The sequence below is a fragment of the Alteromonas sp. 5E99-2 genome, assembly GCF_017368475.1.
In the GTDB taxonomy this organism is placed as follows: domain Bacteria; phylum Pseudomonadota; class Gammaproteobacteria; order Enterobacterales; family Alteromonadaceae; genus Alteromonas_F.
The window spans coordinates 66,072-78,187 of sequence record NZ_JAFNJE010000006.1; the positions used below are offsets into that span (position 1 = coordinate 66,072).

Consider the following 12,116-nt stretch of genomic DNA (forward strand, 5'->3'; position numbering starts at 1 on the left):
CTCCTTATTGATAACCCGTTCATAACGCCACCTTTTTATCTTTCATATTTGCCGTCATCGGTTTATACAACGCCATTATGTCATCCAGCCAATCTTCTAAGGTCGGTGTATCTGTGCACAACCACTTAAAATAAGGGTCATTTACAATGCCATCGAGCTGATCATTACCTTGCAAATGGGTATTCCACGGAGAGCTTGGCGACTTGGCGCTGGCCACAGCTAACCCCATTTTTGCATGGTATAAAGTGGGCTGATTCAAGCTCATTAAAAGCGCAATCACAAAGGTATTTAAATTATCTAATGCGCTTTCTTTATCTATTTCATTAATGCTCACACACTTCACAGTAGGCGAGTCTTTCCAGTCGATATAATAGGTTTTCGACACAATTGGTTCTGGAGAACTCGCACTTAGAATAAGGTGACGAAGCCATTGTACGGTTTTACGTTTCGCGGTTTGCTTCCCTAAGTGGTAATCAATGTGTTCGTTCCCACGCATTCTCGCCTGAGCAGTCAATACACGGTGCTGGCAATCAAGGCGAACCGTTTCCCAGCCAATATCCTCAATGTCGTCAGGCAATACTTGAATGAGCATGTCAATTCCCATTTCCCACTCGTCATACACCGAAGTAGCAATAACAGAATCCGGCATTTTTCCACTGTGTTTTACCAAGGTTAAACTGGTATCTATACCTTGTTCGACGGCATCGGTTAACGTCAAGTATTGAGTGAGATTATTAACCCCAAAAGGCTCGTCGTCTTCATATAAAACATGTTGATGACTTAGGTTTACGTCAAGTCGATATTTTGCAAAATACTCAATGGGGTTTTGTAAACACTGGGCAATCTCATTTACCGTCCACTCATTGGCAATATCTTGGGTAAAAGAATCTGCTGAAAAACCACCTTGAAGTTTATTACTTGGCTCATCACTAACACCGAGATTTTTCGACGCCAATGCCTTTGCCAAACGAAATCCACCTTTGTTAATTGCATTTAGCGGCGCACGATAATTCTGCGCGCTGAAGTGATGTAATGGATAATGAATAAACTTGGCAGAATCCTCACTTATTGTTCGTAACTCTTGTTGGAATAAGGTTAAAACGGTACTTGGCTGACGCTCTGAGTTATCTCGGCTGTTAGCCCCTTGAAAACTCAAATACAAGGCCTCTCGTGCCGATAATATTGCTTCTAAAAACAAGTAACGGTCTTCTTTTGAACGAGAACGATCACCGGGTTCAGCTTTCAACATAGACATAATATTTACGCTTTGTTGATTCGTTTTACGAGGGAAGTGACCGTCGTTTAACCCAAGTACGGCAAGCGTGTTAAAAGGCACACTACGCATTGGCATCATAGAACAAAAAGTCACGTGTCCTGTTAAAAACTGGTTCCGCACATCTGGCGATGAAAATGCCATACTCAGCAGCTCTTTCATTTCAGCAACGGTGATCTCATTGTCAAACTCAGCTTGCTGAGCCTGAATAGCAATATCAGAAAGCGCAGCTTGTATGGTTCTCACACCCAGCTCGTTGTGAATATGCGCGGGGAAAAGAGTCTTACACCCGTCACTTAACAGGGTTACCCAGTGTTTAATGGTGCGATTTTTTTGTAACTTCGCCATTACGCTTTTTAAATACACCAAAAAGCTAACCAGCTCGCCAAACACCACACTGTCTAGCCCTTCTACATCGGCAACGGTAAGTAATTCGTCGATTAGCCTTGATTCATCATCGCTAACAATACCAAGTAAAATGCGCTGTAGTCCCCACTCCCAACTGTTTTGCTCACTTGCTTCATCAATACCAACAAGTTTAGCTTTATGGATGGCATTCAAGCCCCAACGAATAGCAGCAGCCTCTAGCCATACACGAATACTATCTAGGTTATCTTCAGACAAATTAAACTGGCTAGCAATATCAGCGTTGTCTAATAACATCATTATTGAAGAGACGCTAAATCGGCTGTCGGGTAATGCCAATAGCTCCAAAAAAGCACTAATATGAACATTAGTATCTAGCATATTTCTATCGGACACTGAGCAAGTGATTTTGTCAGTTTGTGCTGAACTCTCTTTCGTTGGCTTAGCAAATACCGAGTACACATAAGGCGCGTAATCTTCTATTGCCGGGCACAAAACAATAACGTCTCTACCAAGTAATGAAGGGGCTTTGGTCATTCTTTTTACTAAGTAATCATGCAGTACTTGCAACTCACGTAATGCCGTATGGCAAGATACCAAGGTTATGCTGTTGTCTTGCGCTAAATTCAGTTTAGCATTGGGTATGCCTTCGTATATTCCATGCTGTAACTGCCCCAATACACTATTGCTAGTTTTGTTATCCTCAATGGGAGATTCAAACGCACTGATTTCAAACGTGTCTAGTTGCAGTAACCGGTTAAGCAAATCACGTCCATGTTGTCCCAAATTCGCTAACAAGCGGTTTTGCTGTTCGTCAGATGCGCTGCGTTCAAACCTGTCTTGTCGTAAAGCTAAGGATTGGGCTTTGTCACTTTGCACGTCGCCCCAAAAGCTCATACTGGGATTTAAGTAGAAAAAGTGAATATCACAGTGATGACCAAGAGCATCAAAAAAATGCAATAGCGAGGGTGCTAATGCGTTAACTGCAAACACTATAATTCGACTAGGAATACCCTCTATGCCTGCGTCATGTTTTGCGCTTTCAAATAAGGAATGTGCCGTTTTCTCAAGTAAATTTGCCGGATGCCAAGGCTGTTCATCAACCAGTTTTCGCCATAAAACGGACTGCCATTCACTAATTGCGCTGCCTATAGGATCTTGGTTTTGCTCCCATGCAGACAACCATTGTGGCCTAAACATTATATATTGTTCAAAGGCATCGGCAGTTTCCACCGCCAGGGTCATTTTTTTTATGTCTTGTTGTTCGTCGTTTTCATTTGACCAATAACGAGCAACTGATTTCATGCAAGTTGCGCTGCAAAACTCTGTGTCATTAAACAATGCTAATATGCGAAAACGCAACACTTCTCGACGATAAGGCGACTGTGCAGGAATAGCATCATCGCCCAATACAACTCGAGCAATATCCCACACAAATCGCGTTGTCAGGGGATAACTTAAGTTCATGCTAATGCAATTTCGTTTGGCTAAATCCAAATTAAGCCAATGCTGCATGCCAGGGTTTTCAACCAAAATACTGTCGGGTTCAAATACCCCTGAAGGCTGTGCGTTCAGCAAACCATTTAATAAGGTACTTAAGTGTTCTAACTTGTTCGAAGGGTAAAGAGAAATCAAACCTAGTCTCGGCTTTTTTCTTACATTGTAAGGAAGCAATAGGAAAAGATAAAGAAACCTGTACCAGCGTCAGGACACAAGACGCTGGTACAGGGAAGCCAACACACTTAATGAAGCCGCGCACCCGAATCGCAACCGTATATCTCATCAAGTGTGATACTCAACAGAGTTTCTATAGCACTGTTAATGCCAGTTTTATTTATCATTAAAAATCAATAGCTTAATTGATTATTAGTGTATTTTGATTTTCGTTCCTAAATCAGTAATGGTGCAAACGCACCGATTTAGCTCATTGTCCATTTGTATCAATGTTCTGTACAATAGTGCAAAAAATACAGGAGCAAACTCACACATGCTGACGCTAGTACAAATCAATACCATGCTAAAACTTCAAAATGCCATGAATGAAAAAGTGAATCCTCAATGGCTAGATGCAGGATATGCATATTTGCGAGCAGCAATGATGGAGTCTGTAGAAGCCATAGATCACCACGGTTGGAAATGGTGGAAAGCGCAGCATAAAGATTTACCTCAATTGCAAATGGAAATGATTGATATATGGCACTTTGCATTATCTGATTACTTAATAAAGCATAAAGGCAATCTCGACGCCGCAGCCAACGATGTTGTTGCATCTTTAGAAGGTAAAAATACGCTGACCTTTGATGGCACAGATTACGATTACAAAAATTCAGATTTGCTAGCTAATTTACAGTTGATGACGGGCCTGTGTGCTGCTAATCGTTTTAGCTCTGACTTATTTATGCAAATTGCAACTCAGTGTGAATTGTCAGGTACCACTTTGTACGAACAATACGTTGGAAAAAATGTACTCAACTTTTTTAGACAAGACAACGGCTATAAAGACGGTAGTTATATAAAAGTGTGGAATGGTAAAGAAGACAATGAGCACTTAGTCGAAGTGCTTTCTAGTTTAGACATAAACGCAGATGATTATTCTGATCTTATTTATTCAGGTCTTGCCGCGCGCTACCCCAAATAGAGAATTAAAAACTAGCCACAGTGAAATACATTGTGGCTAGAGCCTGTTCCAAGCACTGAATTTAGACTAGCTTTATACCCAACGAATTGGACATTGATTCCACAGTTTGCTCTCTGCTTTTCAGTTCTTTATAAGACTTTGATAAAACCGTATCCACATAATGCCATTTCGACGTCACTTTTTCTTTGGTAAAGGTTACCGTCATAAAGCCTCTGTTTGCCGCGTTAAAGTACTGTAAATCGGTAATTAACTGGGTAATTGCCGCTTCTGTAGGAGCAAAATCTTTTTCCGATAGTTTCAAGTAATATTCAAATCCCGGAGACGTCACACCCGGCGTGGCAAACTCCACCGCAGCAATATCACCTTCGTGAGTACGAATATTATTTGCCCACGCATTGTGGGTATCACCTGCTAACACAACGAGATTCTTTTTCAGCTTAACCCCAGCTTGTAAAATAGTTTCACGCTCTTGTGTGTAACCATCCCATGCATCTAAGTTGTAAGGGATATTAGGCAACGCAAGTAAAGCCATTACTTTAGGCGTTAACTTATCTTTGTTCTTACTAAAGTAAGCCCATTGTGCTTTTGTTACTGTCTCATCTTTTGCTTTAATTTTAGATGCAATAAATGCCAATTGCGCATATTCAGCGTATTGCTCTCTGCTAAGCTGCTGAGTCACTATAGCGGCGGGCAATAGCATTCTGCCCATTAATACCTGCTGGCCTAATACCGACCAAGCCCCATTTGACGACGCTAACTCATCAAGTAACCAGCTACGCTGTGTTTTACCTAATAAGGTACGCTCTGTATGACTCACATCTGCAGTAAACCCTGAAACATCAAATGTACCTTCACTATCAAAGTAATCGCTGTAGCTCAGCTGTTTATCTCTGCCCACTACCCGAGTATCAAGCATAAATAAATCGACTAAATTACCAAATTTAAAGGTACGATTAATAATTTCGTTGTTTCCTTCAACCACTGGGCGAATAGGCATCCATTCAAAATACGCTTGTAATGCACTTAATTTACGCTGCCCGAAATCCCCTTCATCATCTTGATGGTTTTCCGCACCATCAACATAAGTGTCATTCGTAATTTCGTGATCATCCCATACACAAATGAAAGGCGCAGTATTGTGCAGCGCTTGTAAGTCTTTGTCTGTGCGATACTGAGCATAGCGAGTGCGATAGTCATTAAGTGAAATTATCTCACCTTCAGGTAATACTAATCGCTCTAATTCTTCTGCATGTTCTGTGGCATAACCATCGCGACCATATTCATAAATGTAATCACCTAAATGTAAAACAGCGTCGAAATCGCCTTGCTTCGCAGCGAGTCCATAAGCATTAAAGAAGCCTGCGGGGTAATTGGCACAAGAAAACACCGCTAATTTCGCTTTTTCAATATTTCCTTTAGGTAAGGTTTTCGTTTTACCCGTCACCGAAAAGTGAGTACCACTGCTAAACCGATAAAAATAAACCGTTGCAGGGTGTAAACCAAGGGCATCAATTTTTATGGTGTAATCGCTTTTTGCACTGACTTTTGCGTTGCCGTTGGTAACCAAATGTTTAAAGTCCGGATCCGTTGCCACTTCCCATGAAACAGGAATGTCAGTGGTAATTTTGGCATTTACCGGACTCACTCTGGTCCACAATATCACCGCATTTTGTGTGGGGTCGCCACTGGCAACACCATGATTGAATTCAACGGGAACACTCGCCTTATTTGCAGACAAGGCTGCATTGACAACACCAGAACCTAACACGCCTTGGGAAACTATCGCAGCGCCAATGCCTTTAGATGCTAAGGCTAAAAAATGCCGTCTAGTTAAATTATTTGTTTTCATTATTTTATTCTCACTAAGAAGATCATGGACTACTGCTGACCGAAGCGCTTAGTTACTTCGATACCGTAAAATCTAGGCGCGCCGGCAACAAAAGTTGGATTACCAAATGCCCCGCCTGTATTGCCGCCATCAACAAGGTATTCCTTATCGAAAAGGTTATTGGCAAACAAACTGACATTCCAACCTTGAGTAACCGAGCCAATACCAATACGAGCATTAACCAAACTGATGCTATCTTCACCCACTTCCAATCCGGAAATTGGCGCATTTTCAGGCTCAAAAAACACATCCGAGCGATAGGTATAAACAAACGATCCGGTTAAATCCAAGTGCGAGTTGATAGATTTACTGTAAAAGGCACCAATACTGCCTGAAAACTCCGGTTGTAAACGAAAGCGATTACCCGCTAAATCGCCGTTACTACTGTCGTCATCAATTTCAGAATCGATATAGGCAAAGTTTGCAAACAACTCAATATGTTCACCTACTAGCGCACGAATTTCTGACTCCACGCCTAAATTGGTTGCTGAGCCAGCGTTCGTTGTAAAAAAGTTACCCGCTTCGTCTTGTAAGTTAACCTGAAAATCAGAGTAATCTTGGAAAAATACGCTAAATGAATAATCCAGCTTACTGTTGAACTGAGACCCTTTAATGCCCGTTTCAAAATTCCATACTATTTCTTCCGGAATTTCAGTGATATCGGCAATAGGGTTACCTTCACTATCTGTTGTAGACGACACATCAATGACATCGGAACGACGACCTTTTGAAATAGTCCCATACACATTGGTCTTATCATTTAAACGGTATAAAAGGTTGAACCTTGGTAGTACACCGCTAAAGTCATCACTACTTTCAAATGTTTCGCCATTCGTGTCGACAACAGGTAACAATGGGCCACCCGAAAGTACACTATTGGGAGAATCAGCAATAAAACCACTTGTCCGATCTTCTGTCACATAACGAACACCTGCGGTTAATTCAAGTTCATCACTAACTAAATAGGTGACATCAGCAAACACTGAAAATGAATCATTGTCACCAAAGTTAGTAAATTCAGCCTGATACGGAAGCACACTCAACGCGCCTTGAGTTAACAGTGGCGTAAGTATGTTGACTGAACTATCTTCGTTCACACAAGGGGCATTGAAGTCACTAAGAAAACCAAGACAATTTAAATAAATTGATTCTTCCGTAGAAAAAGGTACCGCTTGGCTACCGTCTTCAGTGAAATAGTTAGCGCCAATGATTGTGATCAGCTTATCCGTGCTGTGTACCGCTCTTAACTCTTGGCTAAATTGTTCGCCTTCAGCTTCTTCAGCAAACTCAAGAAAAAATGCTTGTGAACCATCGGCGTCAAATACTTCTAGTGAATCAAAGCTTCTAAAAGCAGAAATAGAGGTCACCGTTAGGTTTTCATTTACCTGCCATTCGGCTGTTAAATTAATATCTTCGACTTCACGCTCAATGCCCAAATCAGGCTTGCCAAACACCTCTTCAGCAAAAGGGCTGCCCGAGAGTTCAGCAAAGGAAAACGGGCTTGTATCTCCTCCAGTAGCGGGAATTAAACCATTAACAAATGAAGTACCTGTGTCGTCGTCTTCTTCATAGGAGTAAACTAAATCTATGGTCAAGTCATCATTGGGAGTAAAGCGCAGTGAAGGTCGAATAGCAAAGCGTTCGATGCCATTTAAATCTTCTTGATTAAATCCACCTTCAGACTGAGAACCAGCCTCTCCCGCAATATTACGGATAAAGCCATCCCGCTCGCGATAACTCAAGGCTAAGCGCCCTTGAACTTTGCTATTTCCGCCCGTGACAAAGCCTCTTAACGTACGAGCAGAAAAATTCCCAAACTGTGCAGTAATTGCTGCGTCGAATTCTTCTTGAGGTTTTGCTGTGATAACACTGATAGCACCAACAGACGCCGCTGTTCCAAATAAGGTCGCTTGTGGGCCTTTGACGACCTCGATACGCTCAATATCAAACAATTCAAAGTAAGAACCACGAGAACGAGAGACATCCACACCGTTATAATAAACCGAAACACGTTGTGCTGTTTGAGATGAACCGCTATCGGACGTAATTCCGCGAATAACAAAACCCGGATTGTTGGGGCTTTGTTCTTGAATGGTTAATCCTGGCGTAATGTCTGACAAAACATCCAGTTCATTAATACCTAAGCGTTCCAAAAATTCACCACCATAAGCGGTAATTGAAACTGGAATATCTTGAATTGTCTGTATGCGTTTTTGTGTCGTAACCGTGATTTTTTCTATTTCTTGTTCATTAGTTTGAGCGAACAATTGTGGACTTAACACCAGCGCAACATATGCTGCAACAGAAGAATATTTCATTTTATTTACTATGCTATGTGAGTGTAGACACATAAAAAGTAAAGGTGATTTAAGACGAAATGATTGCAACTTTATTGCTAATTTGTGACCGTTTTTAGGTGTAAACTAAACTGTGCAGTTAATACTTAACTAAAATTATGGCTCTTAATTTTTGTCATAAAATCGCCATTTTTCTAACGTAAAAATGTCACGTTAATTTCATAGGATTTTATAAATTTTTATTCATTAGTCGAAATTACTGTCATGTTTTCTGTGTCTGATGTTATTGAAAAACACTACCCCAGTATCACCGAAAAACCGCTCTTGTCCAAAGCTCTAAGGTTCACTTTAAGACACTTACTACACGAACGTGAACTACAAGAGTTCTCTCAAGATTACCCCCATTACCATGGGTTAGATTTTGTGGAGCAAGTACTGGAATATTTCAATATCAGCTATTCAGCCAGAGACGTTGAAAAAGACCGTATTCCTAGCTCAGGTAAATTAGTTTTAATCGCAAATCATCCAATCGGATCCCTTGACGCTTTAGCGCTCATAAAGCTTGTTAGTGAAGTAAGAAAAGACATAAAAGTCATCGCTAACCAAATGCTGCTAGCTATCACGCCTTTGCATCCATTATTACTGCCGGTGAACAATATGGAAGGTGGGACACCAAAAGCCTATATCCAGAATATTCAACATCACCTTCAACAAGATGGCGTTGTTATTGTTTTTCCTTCCGGTGAAGTCTCACGATTACGCCCTCAAGGGGTAAGAGATACACGTTGGCAAAGTGGTTTTTTACGCATAGCGAAACAAGCGAAATCGCCTATTTTACCTGTGTTCATAGAAGCCAAAAATTCACCGCTGTTTTATGGTTTATCTATGTTGTACAAACCTCTTTCTACTGCGCTTTTGGTCAAAGAAATGTTTAAACACAAACGCCAGCACTTACCCATGCGTGTGGGAGAACTTATTCCTTATGAATCATTTAGCAACAGTAAAATAAGCCGAAATCAACAGGTTTCCCTATTTAGAAAACACTTATATAAAGTGGGGAACGACAAACAAGGTATATTTAAAACCCAAAAAGCCATTGCTCCTGCGGAAAACCGTGCTGAATTACAAGCCGCACTGAAACAATGCGAGGAGCTAGGCCAAACCAGTGATGGCAAAATAATATACCTTTATCAACATTCGGCTAGTTCTCCCATAATGAGAGAGATTGGTCGTTTACGAGAGGTGGCATTTCGGGCTGTAGGTGAAGGCACAGATAAACGCAGAGATATCGATGCTTACGATAGCCATTATTATCACTTAGTGTTGTGGGATAAGGACGACTTAGAAATCGCCGGTGCGTATCGCTTTGGCGATGCTAAAAAGATTTTAGATGGCAACCTCGGTAAAGGCTTGTATTCCGCAAGTCTATTTCACTATACGGACAGCATGGCACCCTATTTTGAATCAGGGTTAGAGCTTGGAAGAAGCTTCGTTCAGCCTAAATATTGGGGAAAGCGAAGTCTTGATTATTTATGGTTTGGCTTAGGTGCGTTTATTCAAAGACACCCTCAATATCGTTACTTATTTGGCCCAGTCAGTTTAAGTGACCATTACCCAAAAGCCGCGAAAGACCTGCTAATACACTTTTATTCCCTTTACTTTGGTACTACTGAACCTGTCGCTACAGCTAAAATACCTTATATTTTGCCAAAGGATTACAAACACTACTTTGGCGGTGACGATTACAAAGAAGACTTTGTACAATTGAAGCACATGCTTTCAAGCATGGGTATGGCCGTACCTACCCTATTTAAACAATACACCGAAACCTATCAAAAAGGTGGTGTGCATTTTATTGATTTTAATATAGATCCTGATTTCGGTCACTGCGTAGACGGGTTAATGCTAGCGGATTTACACGCATTAAAACCCAAAAAGCGTGCTCGTTACATGCCAAATCAAACAAGTTAAGGTAACCGAACCACTTCGTCGATGTATTGCCCTTGAATCGCTTGTGCTAGTTGCCTTTCCAATTCATGCCGTCTTACTTTCAGCGTTGGTGTAAGCAAGTGATTTGCAACAGTCCAAGGTTCATTGCAGATCAGTATTCTGTCGAGTTTTTGATGGCTTTCTAAGCTTGCGTTTATTGTTTCCAATTGGTCTTCCAGCTTAGCATCAATATGTGCAAGATTCGCATTATTGGCTTCTTCCGATAGTACCACCAAGGCAATGGGCTGAGGTAAACAACTGCCAGTAACACAGACCTGCTCAATATCTGAATTTGCCATTAAACTGGCCTCAATAGGCGCAGGCGTGACATATTTTCCTTTCGATGTTTTAAAGATGTCTTTTAATCGTCCAGTAATTTTTACATAGCCGTCGTTGTCTAATTCACCTTTGTCACCCGTACAAAAATACCCGTCTTCAGTAAAGGCTTTCTCCGTGAGGTCAGGCTCTAAGTAATACTCAAGCATATTACACGGTCCTTTAACTTGAATTTCACTTTCATCAGAAATACGTAAATCTATGCCAGGATGAATACGCCCAATGGCCCCAATTTTATCAACACGAAAAGGTATACACGTGGTGCCGTAAGCACAATTCTCGGTCATCCCCCACCCTTCTGTAATATTAATACCAAGGCTGTTATACCATTGAATAATTGCAGGAGATAAAGGCGCTGAACCACTGCCAAAAAGACGAGTTTGGTCAAAGCCTAAGCCCTTTTTGATTTTATTTTTAATCGCATTGCCAATCAATGGTAATGGGAGTAATACGTTCAATTTAACCTGAGATAACTTAGCCAATATTCCCAATTGAAATTTAGTCCATAACCTTGGCACGGAAACAAACACCGTCGGCCTGCATACTTGCATATCTCTTTGAAAGGTATCTAGGCTCTCAACAAACCATATTTGTTTACGGGAATAATAACTGGCTATTTCGACTAACGCTCTTTCAGTAATATGAGCTAGCGGTAAATAGCTCAATACTCTGTCTTGCTCAGTAAAACTAAGCACGCCGTTCATTTTCTCGGCTGACCAATTAATACTGCCATAGGTATGCACTACCCCTTTAGGTTGCCCAGTACTTCCCGAGGTGTAGATGATAGTACTAATATCTTCTGACTGAGGTAACGGCGAGCCACTAAAACAACGGTCACTTAAAAAGTTATCCCAACTCATTTTTGCCGGAACATTTGGATAAGGAAAACCAACAGTAGTAATAGTATGAGGAATTGCTGCAACTTGGTTTTTACTGTCATCGAGCTTGCCAACAAACATCAATTGGATATTTGCATGCTCGCATACGTATTCTATGGTTTCTTTACCTGCAGTGGCGAAGATTGGCGTGCTGATGTGACCCGACAACATTATGGCAAGGTCGCAAATAAACCACTCAACACAGTTTTTAGACAAGATGCCAATTCGAGAGCCCTGTTCTAAACCCAACTCATCAATACCTTGTGCGATCTTTCGCGCTAAATCAGCATACATGCCCCACGTATACGTATTGACTTCCCCATTCACAGGCTGATGTAAAAAAGGTCGATCAGGGCAAGTGCTTTCCCACTCATAGAACTTTTCAAGTACGGAGGTAAATGTAGCGTCTTTCTTTTGGGCAATGTCTGACATAAGCACTCCTTTTACATAT

Annotated in this window: 6 protein-coding genes; 2 read left to right on the forward strand and 4 right to left on the reverse strand. The window is 41.2% G+C overall.

Going from position 1 to position 12,116, the window contains the following annotated elements:
- Positions 1 to 19: 19 nt before the first annotated feature.
- The gene (recC, locus tag J3L16_RS08055) at positions 20 to 3,274 is read right to left on the reverse strand and encodes an exodeoxyribonuclease V subunit gamma (RefSeq protein WP_207612439.1); all 3,255 of its coding nucleotides are present in this window, start codon (positions 3,272 to 3,274) and stop codon (positions 20 to 22) included.
- A gap of 352 nt (positions 3,275 to 3,626) precedes the next feature.
- On the opposite strand from recC, the gene J3L16_RS08060 reads away from it, so the two are divergent.
- Positions 3,627 to 4,277 (forward strand): dUTP diphosphatase, encoded by a 651-nt coding sequence (locus J3L16_RS08060; protein WP_207612447.1) that lies wholly within the window; start codon positions 3,627 to 3,629, stop codon positions 4,275 to 4,277.
- Positions 4,278 to 4,338: 61 nt separating this feature from the next.
- Here the strand turns inward: J3L16_RS08060 and J3L16_RS08065 are convergent, their stop codons facing one another.
- Complete coding sequence (locus J3L16_RS08065) at positions 4,339 to 6,126, reverse strand: alkaline phosphatase D family protein (protein WP_207612449.1); 1,788 nt, start codon at positions 6,124 to 6,126, stop codon at positions 4,339 to 4,341.
- Positions 6,127 to 6,155: 29 nt separating this feature from the next.
- On the reverse strand, positions 6,156 to 8,483 hold the full coding sequence (locus J3L16_RS08070; RefSeq protein ID WP_207612451.1) for a TonB-dependent receptor: 2,328 nt from the start codon (positions 8,481 to 8,483) through the stop codon (positions 6,156 to 6,158).
- Between the two features lie 243 nt (positions 8,484 to 8,726).
- On the opposite strand from J3L16_RS08070, the gene J3L16_RS08075 reads away from it, so the two are divergent.
- The gene (locus J3L16_RS08075; RefSeq protein WP_207612453.1) at positions 8,727 to 10,433 is read left to right on the forward strand and encodes a lysophospholipid acyltransferase family protein; all 1,707 of its coding nucleotides are present in this window, start codon (positions 8,727 to 8,729) and stop codon (positions 10,431 to 10,433) included.
- On the opposite strand, the gene J3L16_RS08080 is transcribed toward J3L16_RS08075, so the two are convergent.
- Positions 10,430 to 12,097, reverse strand: a complete 1,668-nt coding sequence (locus J3L16_RS08080) for an AMP-binding protein (RefSeq protein ID WP_207612455.1) — start codon at positions 12,095 to 12,097, stop codon at positions 10,430 to 10,432. The two genes, J3L16_RS08075 and J3L16_RS08080, sit on opposite strands and share 4 nt — an antisense overlap.
- Positions 12,098 to 12,116: the final 19 nt, after the last annotated feature.